The following is a 23,977-nucleotide window of genomic DNA, read 5'->3' as shown; positions in this document are numbered from 1 at the left end:
TACACGTTACGCAAAAATGACAACTTCATTTCTCGCGGCTGTTCAGATTCGCTGTCTCTTTTGGTGGCTAACAATCTCGTGACGACACTGCCTAGGCCCTGGAAATTTCGACGATTACAAGAGCATTTTATAGAAGGCGTTCACGACGCCTCGCGCAAGGCCCGGCGGACAACTTCCGGTTCCCGGTCAATGACCATAAGATAGGCGCGAGCCGGGCCTTCCGGCGTGCGTTGTTTTTGTTCCCAATGGCGCAGGGTCGCCAGTTTGAAGCCAAATGTCCGGGCAAAGTCGGCCTGAGTCATATTCAACTTCGTGCGGATGCGGCGCACGTCCACCGCTTCAGGAACATGGACGGCGTATTCCTCCGGTGACTTCTCCCCCCTGGCGATAGCAAGGGCTTCCCTGGCGCCGTCGATAATGCGGCTGTTACTTTTCATGTCGCTTGCCCTCCCGGTAAGCCTTGACGATCTCTGGCATGATAGCCCGCAACTGGTTTCTCTCCGCCTTGGTCAAATTGGCCTTCTCGTTTTTGGCGAAGAGCGCCAGGGCAAAAAGCGGCATATCCATGTTGTGGAAATAGTAGACCACGCGATACCCGCCGCTTTTGCCCGATCCTTCCCCGGCGAAGCGTACCTTGCGGACGCCGCCGGTTCCTTCCATGAGCACACCGGCGGAAGGATTAGCGGCCAAAAAGTTGATAAGCTCGCGGTGCTCCTCTTCGCGCAAACCGGCGCGCTTTACGTCTTTGAGGAAGGTCGGCGTCTCAATCACGGTCAAGAGTATGGACATGACAAAAGTACTCCATTGGAATACAAAGTCAAGAGTCAGGAATCCGCCTTAACGCTATTTTTATCCCTTCTGGCGGACGTTTCCGCTTTTGCCTGCTTTTCCAGCATTTCCGCTGCCCGGTTCGCGGCCTCCTTTTTCGTGTCCGGGAGGAACTTGGCATAACGGCGGTTTGTCTTCGTGTCTTTGTGCGTCAGAAGCTCCCCGATCATATCAAGGGAGACTTCCCCGGAGTTCGCCAGGGTGACGGCGAAATGGTGCCGCAGACCATGAAACATGCGGAAGCTCTTCGGGAGCTTCGCCGCTTTCTTGATCCGGTAAACGGCCGTGCAGTCAAAGCGCAGCCTTCCGCCTTTTCCTGGAAAGACGTAGGGCGAACCAAGGTGTTTTTCGTCACGCCATTCGAGTTGATCCACGATGATTTGCCGCACGGTATCCGACATGGGGACGTAGGCGGTGACGCCTCCTTTGGGGCCTCTCTCGTCCACGCCGCGCAGGGCGATGAATCCTTGCTGAAAGTCCACGTCCGCGTCCTTGAGGGCGAAGACTTCCCCCCGGCGCATTCCGGTGTACATGGACAGCCGCAGCATTCGGGCCACGTCCTGGGACGGCCAGGAATCCAGGACTTGCAGAAGGCGCTGCAAGTCGTCCGGTTCAAGGTATTCCGTCACCTCATTATTTTTCTTCGGGAGCTTGATTTTGAAGGGGAGCGGAGGGCAAAGACCGTGCTGCCCGCCATGGTTCAGAATGCGGCGCAGGATTTCCAAGGCGCCCCATATGGAAGCCGTGGACAGACTTTTCATGCCTTGCTCGATCCTGGCGAGGTCCAGGCGGGAGAGGGAACTTGCGGGGCGTTTCCCGAGAATGGGGGAGACATGCTTGTCGAAGCGGTATCGGTCAATTTGGGCGCCGCGTCCTTTCATCTTCGGCCCCTTGGCCTCGAAATAGGCGTCGGCTACTTCATCAACCGTCCTGTCATGCTGGGCCTTTTCCTGACGGATTTCTTTTTGGGTCTTCACGTTCTCGCCGTGCCGGGCGGTCTTCACTCGTTCTCCACGGACCTCTGCGGCCACCTGGGGCGTATAGCCTTCAGACTTCAGGCCGATCTTTTCCCAGATTTTTTGCCGTCCACCTTGTAGGAAATGACAAAGCATAAATCAGGCTTGCCCATATACTCCCGGCTGGTCATCTCATATTGGTAGACGCCGGGCCATTTCACGGGGTGTGCGCGTTGATATTTGGTCGCCATTTTGAACGCTCCAATGAACAGTGTTCATGAAAACAATATAACATACTGTTTATCAATGATAATTCAACATAATTAAACATGGTAAAACATTCAAAATGATGCGTTCAAGTCCCATCAGTCACCCCATAAATTTCTTAGAAAAGATCAGCTTCAAAAAGCTGATCTTTTCTTTTTTAAGACCTTCCTCTACACTAATGCCTTCAATTTGTTCTTGATACTACCACGCTCTTCTCTTTCTCCACTTGCTTGACTCCTGCCCCTGCCCCGTCTTTGAGGGAGAACCAGAGCCATCTACTTGACATGATAGTTAGGTATCCTTACAAAACAATCATGAAAACCGAACGAGAACAGTTTGAGCAAATGTTGGAAGTATTAATGAAGTTTGTTGACACCGTAAACGAGCGGCATGCCGGTGGCGTGTCTTTCGGCACTCCATATCGACTTTATCCAGCTGAAATTCATACAGTTGTAGCCATCGGCCAAAATGAAGGTGTTGGATTAACACAACTCGCCGAACAATTGGAAATTTCAAAGGCAACGCTTTCAGAGCGTATCCGAAAGCTTATCCAAAAAGGTTTCGTGGAAAAAAGAAAAAACCCCATAGATCAAAAGGCTGTAGAACTACGTCTTACAGAGACCGGTAAGAAAGCTGAGCACCACCATGAATTTCATCATGCGAAAATGTATGAAGAATTTCGACAGTATTTTGGTGAAGATGCTTCTCGAAAAATTGCATTGTTTACACGAACTTTCAACGAATTGACTGGGTTTGAAAGAAGTACTCCCGACCTTTCCTGATTTTTTTAAACTTTTTGTTCGTATACCTAACAAAAAAAGTGAGGATCTCATGCGTATCGCAATCATGTTCTTTTCAGCAACAAATAACACGCGAACTCTGGCCGCTGTGATTAAAAAAGAATTGGAAAAGTTGGGAGCAGAGGTGGATCTACATGACGTCACAGCTCCAAACACAAGAGAAAGATATTGGGATCTATCCATCTATCAAGCTGTTATTTTTGGATTTCCCGTCCATTCACTTCGTGCTCCCAGAATCATGCGGGACTGGTTGGAGACACTCAAGGGGAATGGCATAAAATGCAGCATGTTCTTTACCTACGGTGGATTCATGGTGTTTCCTGCTCATGGCTCTACTGCAGAAATACTGACAAGAAAAAATTTTACTCTTGTTTCTTCTGCTCAATTTCCAGGGAAACATACTTACAATTATGGCGGGTGGGACGCTTTTCCGAATCGCCCTGATAAGCGTGAATTTGAACTTGCAAAGAAATACACTGAATTAACGTACAAACGATTTACAGGAGAAGATCAACAAATATTATCACACCTTGATAAAGGTGACTTTACCGATAATCAACTCGACTCTTTTGAAAAATTGAGATTTAAAATAGTTCATACACTGCCGAGAAGAAAAGAAAATGGGTGTCAATTGTGCGAGTTGTGTGAACACTCGTGCCCAACGGGTGCATTTGACGCTACACTTGGAAGAGCCCACCCTGATTTATGCATTGCATGCCTGCGCTGTGTCTCCATTTGTCCTGATAATGCTATCACAATAAATAGCACAAAAGAGTCATGGTCGATGAAGCTTTCAATGAGCAAACTTTCAGAAGCAGAATTAAACAACCAAATGGGAAAAATATACGTGTAGAGCAAGATAATGCAAGCAGAGTTCAGACAATTTCATATTGGCCAATTTCAGTGCTCTCTTATCAGCGACGGTGTACACACATATCAAGACCCAGCATCTCTACTTTTTTCCCAAATGCAAGAATCATAATGAGTCGTACAGAATGGCAATTTTGGACAAACCAGCCTGCACTTCCACGCCTTCCAGATGATTTCAGAATACTTTTAACGGGGATGGTGACATCTCTTTTATCCAACACGGAAGATCGCATTGAATTCATTGAAGATGATCTTGAAGTTGTCCCCGGTATCAAAATATTCCATGCTCCAGGACATACTCCCGGACATATGGCTGTGCATATTGCCTCCGAGAAAAGGCATTTTCTCTATCTTAGCGATGCCGTGATTCATAAAATACATATCCGCAAGCCACATTGGTCTCCTCTCGTTGACATTCAACCAGAAAGAGCGATTCAAACCAGACAATAGCTTTTTGCATTTGCTGAAGAAAATAACGCAGCTCTTTTCGGCTTTCATTTTCCAGAACGAGGACGAATCCTTCGAAAAAATGGCCGCCGAATATGGCTTCCGCATAAGCCTAACGCTTCATCTCATGAATAACTTTTCAAATTCTTTCATTTTTCAAGGGAGCATCATTACTTCTTATCTTAATGTCAGTTTTTTAAAAGAAGCAATGTCTAAGCCTCCCCTCCCCTACACATATTACCTCACTCCATACATCAACTAAAAGTTTGAAAATAAAAATCATTTTTCGGCATTCTTATTCTTTATTTTTGCCAATTTCCCCATACACGTCCTCGAATACGACGAGAAATTCGTTCTATTTTCGATCTTGCAATGACATTTTTTTGAAAAAATATGATGAGATGTTTTGGTATAAAGTGATATTTTTTGAAAGTTTTTGACTTTTCATGATTGACTTTGACAATTTTATTGATTTACAAATCACCCATGCTCAAACATCAACGACACCTCGCCATTTTGAACCTGTTGGAGAAATCCGAAGCGATTTCGCTTGAGGACCTCCTTGCGTCGATTGACGCGTCCGAGTCGACACTCCGCCGGGACATCGACGAGCTGGCTTCCTTGAAAAAGCTCAAAAAGGTTCGAGGTGGGGTTGCACCTGTCAAACGAGAGTTGACGGAATCACGACTGGTCACGCCGCCTTACTTATTGGAAATGCGGAAAAATTCTCGGGCCAAAGAAGCCATCGGGAAGGCCGCGGCTGGTCTGCTTCGCGGTACAGAAAGCATTATCATCAACGGGGGAACAACCACGTGGCAAATGGCCTCCTCGCTTCCCAAAGACGGTCTGACCATTCTGACCAACTCGCTCCCACTGGTGGAATACGTCTCGACGTGTACAAGCAACCGCTGTTTTGTGAGTGGAGGTGAAGTCTTTCATCATCACCTCATCATTCTCGGTCACTTGCAAAATGAGTCACCCAATTTTTTTGGAGAGTACTTTTTCACCGGGTGTCAGGGCATTTCTCCCTGGGGCATCATGGAAGGCGACCCGTTGCTCGTGCATGCCGAACAACGTCTCATTAATCAGAGTGAAAAACTCGTCATCTTGGCCGACAGTTCAAAATTCACCAAGCGCAAAAGCATTATTATGTGTCCGCTGGAGCGCGTACACACCTGCATTACTGATGACAATGCCGATGAAGAATCCATCAAAATGCTCGTTGATGCTGGCATTCACGTGATCATCGCCCCAACCTCCGGAGGCAATACAATCATGGCAAAACCAACGTCCCGTTGCCTTGCGTTGGATTTCGGTGCCTCAAGTGGCCGTTTGATTTCCATGGAAATCGAAAATGACACTTTGCATCTGCACGAAATCACCCGCATGCAGAATGGGCCGAAACAGGAAGGATCGCATCTTGTCTGGCCCCATGAACGATTATTTGCCGAAACCGTTCTTGGACTGAAAAAAGCTGGTGAGCAAAGTCAAAAGTACGACAGCATCGGCGTGGATACCTGGGGCGTGGATTACGTTTTGCTTGATACCAATGGGCAATTGCTTGGTCAGCCCGTGTCATATCGTGACGAACGCACGACAGGCATGATTGAACGATTCACCGCCGATCGCATGGCAAAAGAAGACATCTATAAACGCACGGGCATTCAATTCTTACCGTTCAATACACTCTACCAGCTCTATGCCCAAAGTCAGACCGAGCCGGATGTCTTGCGTCAAGCGTGGAGACTTCTTTTTACGGCCGACTACTATCATTTTCTTCTCTCCGGCCAAGCCACGGTCGAACAGACCATGGCTTCCACAAGCCAGATGTGGAATCTGCACGAACAATGTTGGGACAAGACATTGCTTTCGGCTCTGGCTCTCCCCGAATCCGCGCTGCAAAATCCTGTCTCACCAGGGACTATGATTGGAGAATTACTTCCGTGGTATGCTGAAACAACCGGTCTTACCGGACTCAAAGTCATCGCTCCCGCTTCGCACGATACCGCATCGGCCGTAATGGCCGCCCCCGCAATAGGCGATGATTGGGCGTACTTGAGTTCCGGTACTTGGTCGCTCTTGGGAATCGAGTCGGCGACACCCATCGTGAACGATCAGGCCATGGATGCCAACTGGACCAATGAAGCAGGATACGGTGGAACCTACCGTTTCCTGAAAAACATCACAGGGCTTTGGATTATTCAGCAGATCGCGCATGAATACCAAGGACGCTTCACGTTTGCCGAATTGGCGTCCCAGGCTGAAGCATCACCAGGATTTGTCTCCATTATTTCACCAAACGATGATCGTTTTTTTAGCCCATCGAGCATGATCCAGGCCATCCAAACGTATTGTCAGGACAGCGGACAACCCGTTCCACAGACACCTGGTGCGCTGACACGTTGCGCGTATGACAGCTTGAGTCTGTATTATCGTAAGGCGTTGGAGGACTTGAGAAATATCACAGGAAAAACGATCAATACGCTCCACGTGGTTGGCGGAGGATCACAAGCCACATTTCTCAACAGACTAACCGCCGCATCCATGGAAATTCCGGTTCTTGCCGGACCTGTAGAAGCGACGGCCATCGGCAATGGATTGGCTCAATTTATGGCAACCGGAACGCTGCAATCCTTGGCCCAGGCCCGGGAACTCGTCGCCCGGTCCTTCTCCCTCACGCGCTTCGAGCCTGAGAAACTTCCTGGTCTTGACGCTGCTTACCAGCGCTTTCTCACACTTTTTGCGCAAAACCAATAGAGGATTACTCATGAAGCCAAACACCGGCGCACTGCACAAAGCTTATGAACTGGCCAAAGAATCGTACGCGGCTTGGGGTATAGACACCGAGGCGGCAATGACCGCTCTGGATGCATTGCCTATTTCCTTGCATTGCTGGCAAGGCGATGACGTTGCCGGATTCGAAGCACCGGACACGGTACTGTCCGGAGGCATCATGACCACCGGCGCCTATCCTGGTAAGGCTCGAAACGCCGAAGAATTGCGTGCCGACTTGGACAAGGCATTATCGCTGATCCCTGGGACACATCGTCTGAATCTCCATGCTATTTATGCGGAAACAGGCGGAGCCACCGTTGATCGCACCGAACTCGGTCCTGAACATTTCACGCATTGGATGCAGTGGGCCAAAGAAAAAAACATCGGGTTGGACTTCAACCCCACGATGTTTTCCCACCCCAAAAGTGCTGACGGTTTCACACTGAGTCACCCAGACAAGTCGATTCGAGAATATTGGATTGCACACTGCAAGGCCTGCCGTCGTATCGGGGAGGCATTTGGCCGTGAACTCGGTACACCATGCGTCACCAATATATGGGTTATCGACGGCTTCAAAGACATTCCCATTGATCGGATGAGCCCGCGTCAACGGCTGTGTGATTCTCTCGACGCCATTTTGGAAGAACCGATTTCATCGACATACAATCTCGATGCTGTGGAAAGTAAATTGTTCGGTATCGGTTCTGAAGCCTGCGTTATCGGATCGCATGAATTTTACATGGGGTATGCGGCAACACGAAAGATTTTGTTGTGTCTCGATGCCGGACATTTTCACCCGACAGAAGTCATTTCCAATAAAATTTCCTCGTGCCTGCTCTTTCTTGAAGGGCTGCTACTGCATGTTAGCCGTCCTATTCGCTGGGACAGCGACCACGTTGTTATTCTTGACGACGAACTTCGGGCTATCGCTCAAGAAATTGTCCGATACAACCAATCCAAACGCATCCATATCGGTCTCGACTTTTTCGATGCAAGCATCAACCGCATTGCCGCTTGGGTTATCGGAACACGAAACACGCAAAAAGCATTGCTTTTAGCTCTGTTGGAAAACACGGAGACACTGCGTCAAATCGAAGAGAGCTTCAGCTTCACAGACCGATTAGCGTATCTGGAAGAACTCAAATCCATGCCCTTTGGAGCCGTATGGGACTACTACTGCCATTCTCGAGGGGTTCCCGTGGGAACGGCCTGGTTTGATGCTGTCAAAGAGTATGAACGTACTATTTTAGCCGCCCGCGGATAGGGCCACAAAGAGGACTCCCTGTATGGATATGCTCAAAACACCTTTTCTGGCCGATATGATGCGCCTCTCCAAGGAAATATACGCCAAAGGTTGGGGAGAGGCCAACGGCGGTAACATTTCGATGCGGATCACTCCCGAAGAAATGTTTCCGTTTCAGCACTGTTTAACAACAGGTATCACGACGAAACTGCCCTTCTCTCTTCCTGAGTTGGCCGGTGATTACTTTCTCGTTACCGGGACAGGTGTTTTTTATCGTAACATCGCTGACTACCCCCATGAAAGTTTGGGCATTGTCAAAATCAGCGATGATGGCAACAAAACCACGATGGTATGGGGCTACACAAGCGGTGGCCGCCCCACCAGCGAACTACCGGCGCACCTGCTTTCTCATGCTGTTCGTAAAAAGAACAGCCAAGGGAAAGACAAAATCGTTTTACACACCCACGCCACAAACCTGATTGCCCTGTCGTTCGTCCTTCCCCTTGATACACGAGTTGTCACGAAAGAACTCTGGGAAATGATGAGCGAATGTGTCGTCCTTTTTCCGGACGGTATCGGCGTCATGCCTTGGATGATGCCCGGTTCCTTGGAAATTGGTCATGCCACGGCCGAACTCATGAAATCACATTCACTCGTCATGTGGGCACATCATGGCATTTTTGGTGCCGGAAAAAACATGGATCAAGTTTTCGGACTGATTGAAACAGCAGATAAAGCTGCAGAAATGCTCCTTAAAGTCATGGCTGCTGGGGGGAAAAAGCAGGCTATTACTCCTGAGGAGCTTAAAGCTCTGGCCAATGCCTTCGGCCTGGCACCGCTTGCCGGTGTGCTCGATTAGGCGCGTATCCTCATCGATACGAAGCGAGGCACTCTTTGCGTCTCAAAAACAGGCGCATAACCGTCAACACGTTGGAGACTCGTATGCGTAAATCACTGTTCACCGCGTTCTTCGCTCTTCTCATTTTGGGATTGGCGTCGTCCGTCATGGCAAAAGACATGAAAATTGCCCTGGTCGTAAAAAATCTCGGCAATGGTTTCTTCGAAGCGTGCAATCGCGGTGCAGAAGAAGCCGCCAAAGAACTCGGTGATATTGAAATTATTTACACCGGACCAACCACACCGACAGCCGAAGGACAGATTGAAATCATCCGTTCCCTGACAGCGCAAAAGGTCGATGGCATCATTGTTTCCGCCAATGACCCCGACTCACTTGTGACCATTACGAAAAAAGCTATGAAACGCGGCATCCCGGTCATGTCGTTCGACTCTGCCATTGCTGAAGCCGGCCGCATTATCCACATGTCCCCCTCCGATTCCAAGTTCATCGGTGAACAACAGGTGGAACTCATGGGGCAAGCCATGGATTACAAAGGCGAATTTGCCATTGTGAGCGCATCGTCCCAGGCTACCAACCAAAACGAGTGGATTGGTTACATGAAGGAAGCCTTGGAAAAGAATCCTAAATACAAAGATATGAAGCTCGTTGCCGTGACCTATGGTGATGACCAGACAGACAAGAGCTACCGTGAAGCCCAAGCGCTGATTCGGAAGTATCCCAACCTCAAAGGCATTGAAGCGCCGACATCCGTTGGTTTTCCCGCTTCGGCCAAAGCCGTCATCGATGAAGGGAAAGTCGGCAAGATCTTTGTTACCGGCCTGGGATTGCCGTCGGAAGTCGCCGGCTATGTGAAAAAAGGTGTAGTGAAAAACTTTGCCCTCTGGAACCCGGTCGACCTTGGATACACATCCGTCTTCATCATGAAAGACCTGATCGATAAAAAGATCACAGGAAAAAATGGCGAAGCCGTCACCGCTGGCCGTATGGGTGAAATCCCGGTGCATGATGCCGGTCAGATGGTCATGGGCGCACCGTTTGTCTTCAATGCCGACAACATCGACGACTGGTCTTCCGTTTTCTAAACCCTGACAGTGTTCCCTCCAGGAGGAGCCGTATGAGCGCGAATAACGCCAATCATGCCCCACTTCTGGAAGTGCGGAACATCACCAAGGAGTTTCCCGGAGTCCGTGCCCTTGACGGGGTACGGCTCCGGATCCACCCGGGCGAAGTTCTGGCTCTTCTGGGAGAAAACGGCGCAGGAAAATCCACGTTGGTCAAGATACTGACAGGTGTTCACCAACCGACATCGGGTGAAATCCTGCGGAACGGCCAGCCGGTTTCGTACGCCAACGCACAAGACGCCTGGGCCGATGGCATCGCCGCTATTCACCAGGAAACCATTGCCTTCAATGAGCTTTCGGTAACAGAGAATATATTCATGGGGCACCAGCTCACCAAGGCAAGCGGCTTGCTGGACTGGACACGGATGCATGAAGAAACCCAACAGTTGCTTGACCGACTCGATATCACGGATTTCAACCCGTATGACCGACTCAAAGAACTCAGTATCGCCCAAAAACACCTCGTGGAAGTAGCGAAAGCGCTCTCACATGATGTGGATATTCTCATTATGGACGAACCGACAGCCTCCCTTTCGCAAAAGGAAGTGGATGAACTGTTCGAAATTGTCCGAAAATTACGCGATGAAGGTAAAGGCCTTCTGTTCATCTCTCACCGCTTCGATGACATTTTTTCTATCGCTGACACGTTCGTGGTTTTCCGTGACGGAGGTTTTGCCGGTGAAGGCCGCATAGAAGGAGTCAACGAGGATGATCTTGTCCGGATGATGGCTGGACGAGCTGTAAAGAATGAATATCATGCCCGCTCGGTCAAAACATCGGAACGTGTTTTGACGGTCCAGCACTTGAGCCACCCGACGGAATTTCACGATATTTCCTTTGATCTGCATCGCGGTGAAATTCTGGGATTTTATGGACTGGTGGGCTCGGGACGTTCAGAACTTATGCATGCCATTTTCGGATTGAACACCGTGTCGTCCGGAGAAATCACCCTCAATGGAGAAGCTTTTCGTCCCCAGAATCCCGAAGATGCTATTCAACGTGGACTCGTCTATGTTCCCGAAGACCGCCAGCACTGCGGAGCAATATTGCCCATGACCGTTGGTGAAAACATCACGTTGCCATCGCTGGCAACCATCACGGGTGGTTTTCGACTCAACACGCCGAAAGAAAACGAATTTGCCAGAAAATATGCTTCCCGTCTCAAGCTCAAAGCACACAGTTTAGAGCAGATCGTCGGTACACTGTCTGGGGGCAATCAGCAAAAAGTCGTCATCGGAAAATGGCTCGGCGTCACTCCTGAAGTCATCATTTTGGATGAACCGACCAAAGGAATCGATGTCGGCGCCAAAGCTATGCTCCACTCGTTTATTGTCGAACTTGTAGAAACCGGCCTTTCGGTGCTGCTTATTTCGTCGGAATTACCGGAAGTCATGGGGCTGGCTGATCGCATTGTCGTCATGCGTGAAGGGTTGATGCGCACCACGCTCAATACCGCGGAAACGAGCCAGGAAGAAGTGGTCGCTCTGGCCACAGGGCTCAAGTAATGCAGGAGCCAGTATGACCATTGCAAAAACGCTTCTCCGATCTCGTGAAGGGCAACTTGTCCTTTTTACCGTTATATTTTTTCTCGGTGTGGGTATGGCGTCACCGTCGTTTTTGTCCTTTCAGACCGTGGACTCCATCCTCACCGATAGTGCTATTCTTATGATTATGGCCTCTGCTCAAATGATGATCATTTTAACGCGCGGCATTGATCTGACGTTAGCGGCCAATATTGCACTTACCGGAATGATTGCAGCGCTTATCGGCATGAATTGGCCGGATACTCCACTGATCCTCATTATTGCCGCGGCAACATTCTCCGGCATGATCCTTGGCATGCTTAACGCCGTGTTCATTGCACTGATGGGTATTCCGGCGATTGTCGTTTCACTCGGTGCCATGACGATCTATCGCGGAATGGTGTTTGTGCTCTCCGGTGGACAGTGGGTCAACTCACAGGAAATGCCTGCCGCTTTTCTCGCGTTCCCCTTGGGACGGTCGTTCGGATTGACCAATCTCGCCGTTATCGGAATTATTCTCTCAATTGCCGCTATGTTCGTCATGCGCAACACTCGATTCGGCCGTGAACTCTACGCCATTGGTGGCAACCCTTCTGCGACAAGCTATGTGGGAATCAATACCAAAGCCCGATTGTTCGCGGTATATACCCTCGCCGGAACATTGGGCGGATTATGTGGATACCTGTGGGTGGCCCGGTTCGCGATTGCCTACACCGAGATCGCTCTTGGTTTCGAACTTCTCACAGTGGCAGCATGTGTCATTGGCGGCGTGAGCATTGCCGGTGGCAGTGGAACAATCCTTGGCGCGGTGCTTGGTGCGCTGTTTCTGGGCGTCTTGCAAAACGCCTTGCCGGTCATGGGAATTTCCCCCTTCTGGCAAATGGCGGTCTCGGGTGCTGCCATTCTCGCCGCAGTTATCGTCAATTCCCGTGGACAACGGCAAAAAGGCCTGCAGATTCTGCGCGTGACGCATGAGGGGGGGGCAATAAGATGAATGGTATCACAAACTCTGCGTGCGGTTTGCCGGACTGTCTTCCCAAAACTCCGCTGGATTATTTGCGTTCTCGCGAAGCATTGCTCTTTTTCTTGCTCGTCTTCGTCATTATCGCAAACAGCCTGATTTCGCCCTATTTTCTCGATATATACAATCTCGCTGACAGCACGCAAAACTTCTCGGAAAAAGGCGTTATTGTGTTGTCGATGGCCCTTGTCATCATCGGCCGCGAGATTGATATCTCCGTTGCCTCAATTATTGCCTTGTGTGGTGTGTTGATGGGAATGGCTGCCTCTGCAGGACTGGATACCTGGGCGATCGTTCTTGTCGGGCTTGTCACGGGGAGTGTGGCTGGAGCCATTAACGGACTTCTTGTCACCCGTTTGGATTTGCCATCAATTATTGTTACGATCGGCACGATGTCTCTGTATCGAGGCATTGCCTTCATCATTTTGGGAGATCAGGCATACACAGACTTTCCGAACAGTTTTCAGTCTATCGGACAGACATACTTCTTTAATGATCTCATTCCGTCTCAGTTTCTCGTTTTCATCGTCCTCGCCGCAGTGACATGGTATTTACTGCATTACACCGTATATGGTCGACGACTTTATGCGATCGGCAACAACCCTATAGGGGCTCGGTATAGCGGCGTACGAGTCAATAATTATCGGTTATGGATCTTGACGGCGAACGGCTTCACGTCGGCATTGGCGGCTATCCTCTTGGTCTCACGAATTGCCACGGCTCGTCCCAATATGGCGCCAAGCTGGGAACTGGAAATCATCACGATTGCCATTTTGGGCGGTGTGAACATTTTTGGTGGAAGTGGAAAAATTCCCGGCGTCATCCTGGCCGTCTTGCTCATCGGCATGGTGCAATTCGGGATGCAACTCAACAATATCCCGGGTGTCATCATGTCCATCTTCACGGGCGTCTTGCTCATCGTTTCTCTGGTTTTGCCCATCGCTCTCGGGAAGGTCTTTAAAGAAACGAGGTAACTTCATGGAAAAAATTGCCTTCACCATGCAACTGCATCCCGGCCAGAAAGAAGAGTATAAACGCCGTCACGATGCTCTGTGGCCCGAATTGAAATCCCTTCTGCTGAACGCCGGTATTCGTGATTACAGCATTTTTCTTGATGAAAACACGAACACCCTTTTTGGAGTGCTCTATCGCACAGCCGACCATACGATGGACCAGCTCCCCGCTCAGGACGTGATGAAACGATGGTGGGAGTACATGGCTCCACTCATGGCAACCAAGCCGGACAATGAACCGATAAGTGAACCGTTGGAACTGGTTTTTCATATGGATTAAATACGCCCCCCAAATCGGAGCAATCCGGAGCCATACACCCACACATGCCCTGCCGATCACCTCCCCAATAAAAGATCGGCAGGGCACTCATATTCTTCAACTACATATTTTATGCCTACAATCAGCGTGTTGAGCGTCCTTGCCTGATTCTGAGCCACACGGTAAGAGTCGACATTCCTCTTGCGTGCTCCATTCTATGCGATCGATGTTATAGTTACAGTGTAACACGATCATTTCATAGACATCATACCATAACACAGGAGAAGTCTCTGCGTGCGGTTAACGGAATCCAATCTTTTAATAAGTCTGGAAGCACCGGAGATGCAGGTGGTTCGCCAACTTTTTCGGTCACAAATCTATCACAAAGGCGCTCTTGTCTCTGAACCCAAGAGTGCGTCAAACCGTATGTTTATTGTCCGACAAGGACGCGCCCGAATCTATTTGGCTTCACGCGATAAAGAATTCACGGTTGCTCTTCTTGATGCGGGTGATGTCTATACAACACATACCCGTGCGTATGTGCAGGCATTGGACGATCTTGAGCTTCTTGTTGCCGATGTTGAAATGGTTCGACATCATCTTGCCTCGACACCACAATTGACCATGGCCATGATTCGAGTACTGGGCGATCTCCTTTCTCACGCGTTTTCGGCCATCGACACATTGGCGTTCAAAGACGTGCGACACCGACTCATTGAATTCCTCGCTTACGAAGCCAAGCGTCAGTCGCCCTGCAAAGAATGCCAGACGTGTGGCAAATGCCAAAATGGTCACATGGTGTCGTTGGGTCTCAATACCGAACAAATCGCAACGATTCTCGGCTCCACGCGCCAAACCGTTTCATCACTCATCAACACGTTAGCGAAAGACGGTTTTCTTCAACAGAAGGGGCGTGGCATTCTCTGCATTCCCGACCTCACCGCGCTGGAAGCAGAAAAACCCGATTAAATTTCATACGAAAACGAGAGACTGTCAGCCAGCCGACAGACACACCGCGTGAGGCCAACTAGAGTGGGCTCATGAAAAAGCGACTGACTCCTCCCCGTTTTCAACGACTCATCCAAGGCCTCTTTTTTCTCCTTTCCTTGTTCATTGGCTGGCGCTTTGTTCTTTTTTGCCAATGGATACTCTCATCCAATGCAAGCTTCGTTGCGCGGCCTGCCGGGGTCGAGGGTTTTTTACCCATCAGCGCTCTTCTCGGATTCAAATATTTTCTTACAACCGGTCTCTATGACCCCGTTCACCCGGCCGGTCTGACTATTTTCCTCATTGCGTTGGGGTCGGCACTGCTCTTTCGCAAAGGATTTTGTGGTTACATATGTCCCGCCGGCCTTGTCTCAAATCTTCTTGCTTCGGTTGGTCAACGTATCGGCTTGGGATGGTTGGCTGCTGGTCGGATCAATGCTGTCCTTTGTTTTCTCAAATATCTTCTGCTTGCTTTCTTTATCATCGCTCTTGGATTCGGCATGTCCGGTCCAGTACTTCAACAATTTCTCTTCAGTCCCTACAACATGACAGCCGACGCCAGAATGCTCCTCTTTTTTCAACACCCTTCTGTTATCACCCTCTGTGTTTTGGGAGTTCTCATCATTCTCAGTCTGACTTTACGCAATCCTTGGTGTCGTTGGCTCTGTCCGTACGGTGCATTGCTCGGCCTTCTCGCCTGGATCGGCCCCACTGCCATTCATCGCCAAGAAGATACCTGTACCAATTGCAAACAATGCCAGAGAGCATGTCCTTCGGCTATTCCCGTCTATCGCAAGACGAGGGTTCGTACCCCTGAATGCATCGGGTGCGCACAATGCATTCACGCGTGTCCTGAGCCAGAAACACTTCACATGCATTGCGCCGGCCGAAGCATTCCGTGGAGAAGCATCGGAGTAGGTGTACTGAGTCTTTTTCTTTTTGCGTGGCTTACAGCGCTCACCACCGACAATTGGAATTCCAGACTCCCTCTTTCCATGCTGAAAGCCCAATATGCCAAAGCGCTGTCCGTATCGAAAACCGATTCGGCAGCTTTTTTCGACCGCAACCAGTAAGGAGAAACCAGACGTGAAGAACGATGCATCCCCTTCCGATCTGACAACGATGAAGCCGTGCCACATGCCCCCCCACAAACAGACCGACATGCCTGACGCATCGAAGACGGAATCCGATGTGACTGCTGCTTTCAACTTCGGCCGATTCATAGCAACAGGAGCAAGCTCTCATTCCGACTATGCGCGCAGTATTCTTGAAGCGCTTGTCGCTGTTGGGAAAGGAACAACTCCACACTCTTCGTTTGGGGATCCCCAAAAACTGGCCCGCATTTGTCAAGAAATCGGTGTGGACACTGTCGAAAGTACGCCCGAAGAACAAGCAATAGCGCTCGCTGAAATTTTTCATAAAGATGAAGAAGCAAGCAATATCACGTTCCCATTTCTTCGTCGTGTCCCCCATGTACGGCACACCATATGGGAACAAAATCGTTCGATGCCACGTTATGCCAGCCAGGAAGGACTTGAGATGCTGGATCATACCAGTATGGGGGGAGATTACGACTCAATATCAATGTGTTTGCATGCCGGCCAGGTCGCTTTGGGAGATGGTTGGGACAGCTCTATGATCGCCACGGAAGTAGCGGACATCCTCTTTGGCACGCCTTCGGCAAAAACGTCGTCGATCAGTTTTGATATGCTCCAAAAGGATCATATCAATATCCTCGTCCACAGCCAGAACCCCATTGTATTTGAAACCATGTATGCGGCCGCACACGACCCCGAAATGGAAAACAAAGCCGTTGCCTCTGGAGCACTGGGAGTTAATATTGTCGACTGTCGTCACCTGGAGAGCGAGTCCCTTGAATCACAAGTCAATCCCACAATTGATACTGCGCTAAGAATGGAACTCTCCATTGCAACGGGAGCAGTCGATATGCTTCTTGTCGACGACCTCTGCAGCGTGCCGCGTCTCCTCACTGGCGCACACTGCCATAACACGCTCTGTGCCTCCATTTCCGATACAACGTGTGCTTCCGGAGTCACGTGTCTCGAATTTACTCCACAAGATGCTCATACAACAGCTTGTACAGCCATCTGTGCAGCTATCGACGCCTTTTCCAAACGCCGGGCGATCATCGTCGACATCCCCTCCGCTCCAGTCCAGCTTATGACGGGCTTTTCACAAGAAGCACTCCTCAACGCATGCGGCGGAACGCCTGATATGTTGATCAAAGCTTTAGAGATCGGCCATATACGCGGAATTGTCGCTATTATGTGTTGCCATAACCCGGCATCGCAACACAACCAAGCCCATATTCAACTGGCACACGAGTTGGTTCAACGTGATATTCTCGTTGTCGTTACAGGCTGTGCAACCACATCCATGGGCGAGTCCGGACTTATGGACGTCGACACACTCGACCATGTCGGACAAGGCTTAGCCACAGTCTGCCAATCCCTTGACTTCCCACCTGTATTACACATGGGAAGTTGTATGGATACTGCTCGTTTCTTGCATCTGTCTGCAATTTTGGCCAATCATGCCAATTGCGACACCGGAGAACTGCCTATCGCGGTCAGCGCACCGGAATGGTATACGGAAAAATCGCTCAGTATCGGTCTCTCCTGTGTGGCCAGCGGCATATATACCCACCTCGGGGTGCCATCCAGCTTTCTGGAAGGTAAGAGGCCCACAGACTCAATGGTTTCGGAATTGGAAGAAATCTATGGCGCTTCGTTTGCTGTAGAGTTCGATCCCATCAAAGCCGCAGATATTATTGAGGAACAAATCCACCACAAGCGCCTCGCGCTCGGGTGGCATGATCGGTATTCTGGTGAAATATTTTCCTAATTTTCTTATGGAAAGGACCGTTTCGAATATGGTCCTTTCCATAAGCAATTCGGCCTTCGAAAACTCGCCTTGAAAATCGAGCTTCTCCGTACAATTCGTTGCTGAACACAATTCTGAAAAAAAGATATATAACTCTCTCTTTCCATTTAATGAAGAATGTACTTTTTTTCTTCTTTCATGTTATCTTCACCAAAAAGACAAACATTCATCAATATATTACACATAACTATGGCTTCAATTAACCGTCTCAATATTACACTCTATTTTTTATAAAAATATTTTAATCAATTCCTTCACCTTTTTTCTTTTTCAATAAGACCATAGCCTTTTTAGTGTACTCATAGGAAAAAAGAAGTTATTTCTAACTTGTCACTTCACACTTCTCCCCCTCTGACCGATGTTGAGTACGTTTTTCCAAGTCAAGGAAAGACAAGATAAGGGAGATTGGTCAAATGAAATATTCCTTCGAGCAATTGATTGATATCCCAATGCTCCAAGAGCTCATGGATAACTTCTACAACGTGACGGGAATTCCCTCCGGAATATGCGACAATAAAAGTCATATGTTTACGGCAACGGGATGGAAACGTGTTTGCACAAATTTTCATCGCGTCAATCCAACCACCTTGTCGCACTGTCTTAAAAGTGACCAATACATTCTTGATCATCTCCACGAAGGCCCTTTTGTTGGTTATCGATGCCCACATGGTTTAAATGACTATGAGGTTCCCTTATGGATTGAAGGAGAGCATCTGGCCAATGTTATGACGGGCCAAATGTTCCACGAACCTCCAGACCTTGATTTCTTTCGAGCGCAAGCCCGAGAATATGGTTTTGATGAATCCGATTATATAGAAGCAGTACGTGAAGTTCCCATCGTTCCTCAAGACCGTGTCGCGCACATCATGGCATTTTTGGTTTCACTGACCGAAGCATTGGCTAAAATCGGTCTCAGTCAATTACATCGACTTGAAGTTGAACAACGTCGACTTGAGGATGCTCGTATTCTTGCCGAAGAACGGGAAAAGGCCGCCGAGACCATTCGCAAAAGCCACTACATGCTCACTCAAGTCATGAATTCTATTCCCCAAGCTGTTTTTTGGAAGGATGTCGACGGAAAGTACTTGGGGTGCAACACGGTTTTTGCCGCAACAAGCGGACTTGATGCTCCTGAACAAATCGTTGGAAAAACTGATTTCGACCTTCCCTGGCCTAAAGAGCTGTCAGAAGCGTATCGAGCTGATGACAGAACCGTTATTGAAAGCAATTCTCCCCGTTTTCACATTATCGAACCGTTGCAACGCCCTGATGGAACTCGGCTTGTCGTCGATACATCAAAAATTCCACTCTCCCTTTCAGGTTCAAAGGGGAAACCATATGCCGTTCTCGGTGTTTACGAGGATATTACAGAACGAATTCGCAATGAAGAAGAGCTGGCTACATACAGAAACCACCTCGAAGATTTAGTTGATGAACGCACCACCGATTTACGCAATGAGATAGCCGAACGCCAGCGAGTCGAAGAAGACTTGCGTCAAGCCAAAGACGCGGCCGAAGCAGCCAACATGGCGAAAAGTATGTTTTTGGCCAATATGAGTCACGAACTCCGCACACCGCTCAATGCTGTTCTCGGCTTTTCCCAAGTCATGCGCCACAGCTCCGACCTCTCGAAAAAACAAATTGAAACTCTTGATATCATTTTGCGAAGTGGCGAACATTTGCTTGGATTGATCAATGATGTTTTGGACATTTCCAAAATTGAAGCTGGTCAAATAACCCTTACGGAGGAAACGTTTGATCTGCTTGATACTCTGCAATCCATAAAGGATATGACGAGTACACGAGCCAAAGCCAAGGGCCTTCAGTTTCTTATGGAACTTGATCCCTCCATACCTCAGTACATTAAAGCAGACGAAAAACGCCTCAAACAGGTCATATTGAACCTCACCGGCAATGCCGTCAAATTCACCGAACACGGCGGTGTTGTTATGCGTGTGCGGGCGACTACAAACCATTTGAACTTCGAAATCGAAGACACGGGACCAGGCATTAGTACGGACGATGTTCCCAGATTGTTTCAAAAATTCGAACAGGGAAGTAGCCGAAAGGAAGGGACTGGGCTTGGCTTGTACATCAGCCAGAAACTCGTGGAGAAAATGGGTGGAAAAATTTCGGTGCGAACAGAAACGGGACAAGGTTCGTTGTTCTCGTTTTCCATCCATTATGCATTGGCAGATCAACTTCTGGTGCAACCCCCAAAAGTGGAACGTTTTGCCACGGGGTTATCTGCTGGGCAAAAACCAATTCGAGTCCTTGTCATTGAGGACACGGAAGAAAGCCGAATCCTGTTGAAAAATATGCTTGATCTCGATGGCATTGATATTGTGGAAGCAGTCAATGGAGAAGAAGGAATTCGCCTCTTCCATGAGCACAAACCAGATCTCATTTTGATGGACATGCGTATGCCGGTCATGGACGGCTACGAAGCAACACGACAAATCAAATCAACGGAACAGGGTCAAAAAACCCCGATTATCGCAATTACGGCGAGCGTTTTTGCCGAAGACAGACAACAAGTCATTGATACTGGAGCCAACGAATTCATACGGAAACCCATCATTGCGACAGAACTTTTTGCAAAGATTGAAAAACAACTCAACATTACGTTCGATTATGCCGAAGCATATCCTGCGGCATCCGAGGGCATGAGCACCCCCAAAGCAAGAGAGCTCGCACGAACGCTACCTCATCATTTAATTGATGATCTTAAAGCAGCGTTAACGGTATTGGATATCCATACCTTCAAAGCCCGTCTTCCCGATGTGCGCTCACATTCCCCCAAACTTGCCGATGAACTGAAAAGACTTGCCGATGGTTTTGAAATCACGTTGTTAATGAATATTCTTGGAAACGGGCACTAAATCATGAATGCCCATGACGTGGGGAGAGGTACTCCTCCAGTTATTTTGGTTATTGACGATGTCCCTGACAATCTCAAACAACTCACAGAATTGCTTGAAAACGCAGCGTATCGTGTCATGCCCGCGCAAAACGGTCCCATGGCTTTGCGAGCAGCAGAAGCAATGCAACCGGACCTTATATTGCTCGATATTAGAATGCCTGGGATGAATGGCTTTGAAGTATGCACTCAACTCAAACACAATCCAGCTCTCAAAGACATTCCTGTCATTTTTATTAGCGCACTTGGAGATACAAACGACAAGGTCCAAGCGTTTGAAGTTGGTGGAGTCGATTATATTACCAAGCCCTTTAATCATTCTGAGGTCCTGGCGAGAGTCAAGACGCATATTGATCTACGACAAGCTCAAAATGCGCTGCAGCGTTCACACGATTTACTTGAAGAACGTGTGCTGCAGCGAACAGCCGAGTTGGAATCACTCACCGCGACGCTACAGGAACGAGAAGAAAAATTCAGAACTGTAGCCGATTTTACGTATGACTGGGAATACTGGATAGCTCCGGATGGACATTTGCTTTGGATATCCCCTTCATGTGAACGGTTTACGGGGTATACCCCTGCAGATTTCATGGCCGATCCCGACCTGCTGAATCGAATCATTCATCCGGACGACAAATCACTTTTCGATACTTTGCAACATGGCCCGACTATAGATCATCTGAAAAAAGGAGGTCAGGATTTCCGCATTATTCGGTCTGATGGGCGTATCGTTTGGCTCAACTACTATTATCTGGAAATATCACGAGCTGATGGAACTCCTCTTGGCAGACGCGTAAGCAACCGTGATATCACAGAGCGCAAGCAAGCGGAAAATCAGATCAAAGCTCTATTCAATGCCACAACCGACACTGTTATTCTCCTCACCGTCACCGGTGTTATTCTCGCCATAAATGAACAAGGTGCAAAGCAATATGGTTGTTCACCGCAAGAAATGATCGGCAGAAGACTCGACGAGTTTTCAGCGATCAATTACGCTCCGCATTTACAGGAGACTATGCAAGAAAGCGCGAGCCTCAAATGTGGTGTTGACTATCTCGAAGTCCAAAATAACTTCCATAACCTTATTCGAACATTCCCTATTTTCAACGATGCAGGTGAGCCCGATCAATTTGCCATTTTCATACGCGATGTCACGAAACTGGCGCTTTCCGACAAAGCGTTACGGGAGTCTTTAGCTCAAGCCAAAACACTTGCCGTCAAAGCTGAGGCTGCAAACAGAGCAAAGTCTGAATTCTTGGCAAATATGAGCCACGAAATCCGTACGCCACTCAATGGTATCGTTGGCATGCTTCAGATTCTTGAAAAAACCCCACTCAACGACGTTCAAAAAGAATATCTCGCGGCAACGTTTCATTCAGCGAAACGGCTAACGAGATTGCTCTCCGACATTCTTGATCTCTCAAAAATTGAAGCGGGGAAATTGGAACTGCAAGAAGAGCCCTTTGACCTCATCAGTTTGAAACAGGCTGTTACAGAAATTTTCTCTCCGACCATCAAAGAAAAAGGCTTAGATTTCAATTTTTGTATTCATGAATCCACGCCATCCAGATTGTTGGGCGACGAAGTCAGATTACGACAAATCCTTTTTAATGTTGTCGGCAATGCGATCAAATTCACCGAACAGGGCCAGGTTAAAGTTGATATTTCTCCTGTATCCGAAGAGGAAAAAAATCATCTGGTGATTACCGTAAAAGATACAGGAATTGGTATCCGAGAGAGTTTTCTGAAAACCATTTTCGAACCATTTGTTCAAGGAGAAAGCTCGTTTGCTCGACGCTTTCAGGGAGCAGGGCTTGGACTCTCCATTGTGCGAAAACTCGTTACCCTCATGGCGGGAGAGCTTTCTATCGAAAGTACAGAAGGGCAAGGCACGACCGTGTCTATATCTCTCCCCTTCAAAGGTCCTTCCGTATGTTCCACGCAAGTCAAAAACAAAGATTTAGCATCGCTTATCTCTTTCCCCTCTCCTCTTCGCATTCTCTATGCGGAAGATGATGAACAAAGCCTCAAGGTAGGGAAACTCATCTTTGAAAAATCTGGACATATCATCACTGCGGTTAACGATGGGCGTGAAGCTCTTCAACGCCTTAAAGAACAAAATTTCGATCTCATTCTCATGGACATCCAAATGCCGGTTATGGACGGCGTGGAAGCAACGCGAGCAATTAGAAAGTCGGCATCTCTTGGTGACAAAGCGCACATCCCAATCATCGCATTGACCGCACATGCCATGACTGGAGACCGCGAGAAACTCATTGATGCCGGTATCAACGACTATATATCCAAACCGTTTAGCCTTGAAACACTCTTCTCCACAATCAAACGTGTCGTTGACAATACCAAGAGAACCGCATGATGTGCTCGTGCGTGCTCTGTGAATTTATTACTCCATAATGAGTACTTTCGTTTGACTTGGAACAAGGCAAGCGCCAACGGCATTATTCTCGTTATGTGTTGTCGATGACGTTAATCGAACGGCCGGACTCCCTGCGAGAGTAACTTTCTCGCTTCCTTCGGTAAATTTGACCTCTCCCATAATCTCGCCACATACAACTCCGCCCATTACGCCAGCCTGATCACCATTTGACGGCATGACAGTGGAACTCATGTTGAGACTCGGCGTGCCGTTAATCAAAACGCGTTCGCAGGCCGGTTCCCCCATTTCGGGCTCTCCGATATTGGGATAGGGAATAGGAACAACCACGGGACCAGCCGGAGTGAGGCACACATCAGCCGGACTCATCAACATGCCCCCTTCCTTTGTAATGGCATACATATGCACCTCCATCGTCAATTTGAAATGAATTCAAGCTGTGATTGGCTAGGCAGTGTCGTCACGAGATTGTTAGCCACCAAAAGAGACAGCGAATCTGAACAGCCGCGAGAAATGAAGTTGTCATTTTTGCGTAACGTGTAGCTATCCCTCTCCATTGCTTGATGTATAAAAATGCGTTTTCAACAAGATGACGTAACTTATAAATATACTTATCATACTTTCGCTGTTCTTTACGGTTTCTCCTCGGAGGAATAACAGGTGTCATATTTCTTCTTAATGCTTCATCAACAATTTTTTGCGTGTCGTATCCCTTGTCCGCAATAAGAAATAAAGCGTTTATTCCTTGAATGAGCGAGAGAGCTTTTGAGCAATCAGCTTTGGTACCTG

At 48.5% G+C, this 23,977-nt stretch carries 21 protein-coding genes; 16 read left to right on the top strand and 5 right to left on the bottom strand.

The features are described from left to right. Positions 1 to 140 precede the first annotated feature (140 nt). Genes G451_RS0119515 through G451_RS30530 form a run of 3 tightly spaced genes read right to left on the bottom strand, consistent with a single transcriptional unit; the run spans position 141 to position 1,940 of the window. Complete coding sequence (locus G451_RS0119515) at positions 141 to 437, bottom strand: helix-turn-helix domain-containing protein (RefSeq protein WP_034643013.1); 297 nt, start codon at positions 435 to 437, stop codon at positions 141 to 143. Then, positions 427 to 789: a type II toxin-antitoxin system RelE/ParE family toxin gene (locus G451_RS35075; protein ID WP_034643010.1), complete on the bottom strand. Its 363-nt coding sequence runs from the start codon at positions 787 to 789 to the stop codon at positions 427 to 429. Before G451_RS35075 ends, G451_RS0119515 begins: the two co-directional genes overlap by 11 nt. Positions 790 to 824: 35 nt before the next feature. Beyond that, positions 825 to 1,940 carry a tyrosine-type recombinase/integrase gene (locus G451_RS30530; RefSeq protein WP_051261708.1) on the bottom strand — a complete coding sequence of 372 codons (1,116 nt, stop codon included), beginning with the start codon at positions 1,938 to 1,940 and terminating at the stop codon, positions 825 to 827. A 425-nt stretch (positions 1,941 to 2,365) separates the two neighbouring features. Between G451_RS30530 and G451_RS33150 the strand changes: the two genes are divergently transcribed. The 16 genes from G451_RS33150 (at position 2,366) to G451_RS33140 (ending at position 23,170) form a co-directional block, all read left to right on the top strand. Next, positions 2,366 to 2,833, top strand: coding sequence for a MarR family winged helix-turn-helix transcriptional regulator (locus G451_RS33150; RefSeq protein WP_169727914.1), 468 nt, complete (start codon positions 2,366 to 2,368; stop codon positions 2,831 to 2,833). A 49-nt stretch (positions 2,834 to 2,882) separates the two neighbouring features. After that, entirely contained in the window at positions 2,883 to 3,704 is an 822-nt protein-coding gene (locus G451_RS0119495; protein WP_027185570.1) for an EFR1 family ferrodoxin, read from the top strand. Positions 3,705 to 3,832: 128 nt separating this feature from the next. Then, positions 3,833 to 4,171 (top strand): MBL fold metallo-hydrolase, encoded by a 339-nt coding sequence (locus tag G451_RS34610; RefSeq protein WP_027185569.1) that lies wholly within the window; start codon positions 3,833 to 3,835, stop codon positions 4,169 to 4,171. 483 nt (positions 4,172 to 4,654) lie between these two features. Further along, complete coding sequence (gene rhaB, locus G451_RS0119480) at positions 4,655 to 6,925, top strand: rhamnulokinase (RefSeq protein ID WP_084448672.1); 2,271 nt, start codon at positions 4,655 to 4,657, stop codon at positions 6,923 to 6,925. Positions 6,926 to 6,935: 10 nt separating this feature from the next. Further along, a complete protein-coding gene (locus G451_RS0119475; RefSeq protein ID WP_027185566.1) occupies positions 6,936 to 8,207 on the top strand; it encodes an L-rhamnose isomerase in 1,272 nt (423 codons plus the stop codon). Positions 8,208 to 8,229: 22 nt separating this feature from the next. Beyond that, positions 8,230 to 9,045, top strand: coding sequence for a rhamnulose-1-phosphate aldolase (gene rhaD / locus G451_RS0119470; protein ID WP_027185565.1), 816 nt, complete (start codon positions 8,230 to 8,232; stop codon positions 9,043 to 9,045). 83 nt (positions 9,046 to 9,128) lie between these two features. Next, positions 9,129 to 10,127, top strand: coding sequence for a rhamnose ABC transporter substrate-binding protein (rhaS, locus tag G451_RS0119465; RefSeq protein WP_034643006.1), 999 nt, complete (start codon positions 9,129 to 9,131; stop codon positions 10,125 to 10,127). A 32-nt stretch (positions 10,128 to 10,159) separates the two neighbouring features. Further along, positions 10,160 to 11,671, top strand: a complete 1,512-nt coding sequence (locus G451_RS0119460) for a sugar ABC transporter ATP-binding protein (RefSeq protein WP_027185563.1) — start codon at positions 10,160 to 10,162, stop codon at positions 11,669 to 11,671. A 13-nt stretch (positions 11,672 to 11,684) separates the two neighbouring features. Beyond that, positions 11,685 to 12,683 carry an ABC transporter permease gene (locus tag G451_RS0119455; RefSeq protein ID WP_051261706.1) on the top strand — a complete coding sequence of 333 codons (999 nt, stop codon included), beginning with the start codon at positions 11,685 to 11,687 and terminating at the stop codon, positions 12,681 to 12,683. After that, positions 12,680 to 13,684 (top strand): ABC transporter permease, encoded by a 1,005-nt coding sequence (locus G451_RS0119450; RefSeq protein WP_027185561.1) that lies wholly within the window; start codon positions 12,680 to 12,682, stop codon positions 13,682 to 13,684. Before G451_RS0119455 ends, G451_RS0119450 begins: the two co-directional genes overlap by 4 nt. Before the next feature lie 4 nt (positions 13,685 to 13,688). Beyond that, entirely contained in the window at positions 13,689 to 14,003 is a 315-nt protein-coding gene (gene rhaM / locus G451_RS0119445; protein ID WP_027185560.1) for an L-rhamnose mutarotase, read from the top strand. A 273-nt stretch (positions 14,004 to 14,276) separates the two neighbouring features. Then, positions 14,277 to 14,951, top strand: coding sequence for a Crp/Fnr family transcriptional regulator (locus tag G451_RS0119440; protein ID WP_027185559.1), 675 nt, complete (start codon positions 14,277 to 14,279; stop codon positions 14,949 to 14,951). Between the two features lie 71 nt (positions 14,952 to 15,022). Beyond that, a complete protein-coding gene (locus G451_RS30520; RefSeq protein WP_084448671.1) occupies positions 15,023 to 16,042 on the top strand; it encodes a 4Fe-4S binding protein in 1,020 nt (339 codons plus the stop codon). 13 nt (positions 16,043 to 16,055) lie between these two features. Continuing rightward, the gene (locus G451_RS30515) at positions 16,056 to 17,834 is read left to right on the top strand and encodes an anaerobic carbon-monoxide dehydrogenase catalytic subunit (RefSeq protein WP_051261705.1); all 1,779 of its coding nucleotides are present in this window, start codon (positions 16,056 to 16,058) and stop codon (positions 17,832 to 17,834) included. Positions 17,835 to 18,286: 452 nt separating this feature from the next. Further along, positions 18,287 to 20,755 carry a PocR ligand-binding domain-containing protein gene (locus tag G451_RS33145; protein WP_051261704.1) on the top strand — a complete coding sequence of 823 codons (2,469 nt, stop codon included), beginning with the start codon at positions 18,287 to 18,289 and terminating at the stop codon, positions 20,753 to 20,755. A gap of 3 nt (positions 20,756 to 20,758) precedes the next feature. After that, positions 20,759 to 23,170: a response regulator gene (locus G451_RS33140; protein WP_051261703.1), complete on the top strand. Its 2,412-nt coding sequence runs from the start codon at positions 20,759 to 20,761 to the stop codon at positions 23,168 to 23,170. A 27-nt stretch (positions 23,171 to 23,197) separates the two neighbouring features. On the opposite strand, the gene G451_RS0119415 is transcribed toward G451_RS33140, so the two are convergent. After that, positions 23,198 to 23,590, bottom strand: coding sequence for a DUF4150 domain-containing protein (locus tag G451_RS0119415; protein ID WP_027185558.1), 393 nt, complete (start codon positions 23,588 to 23,590; stop codon positions 23,198 to 23,200). 58 nt (positions 23,591 to 23,648) lie between these two features. Next, a partial coding sequence (locus G451_RS0119410; protein ID WP_027185557.1) for an IS5 family transposase occupies positions 23,649 to 23,977 on the bottom strand: 329 nt, incomplete at its 5' end.

It is taken from the genome of Desulfovibrio inopinatus DSM 10711 (assembly GCF_000429305.1).
Taxonomy (GTDB): Bacteria; Desulfobacterota; Desulfovibrionia; order Desulfovibrionales; family Desulfovibrionaceae; genus Alteridesulfovibrio; species Alteridesulfovibrio inopinatus.
The sequence above is the reverse complement of the archived record's forward strand: the minus strand, read 5'-3'. Positions and strand labels throughout refer to the sequence as shown.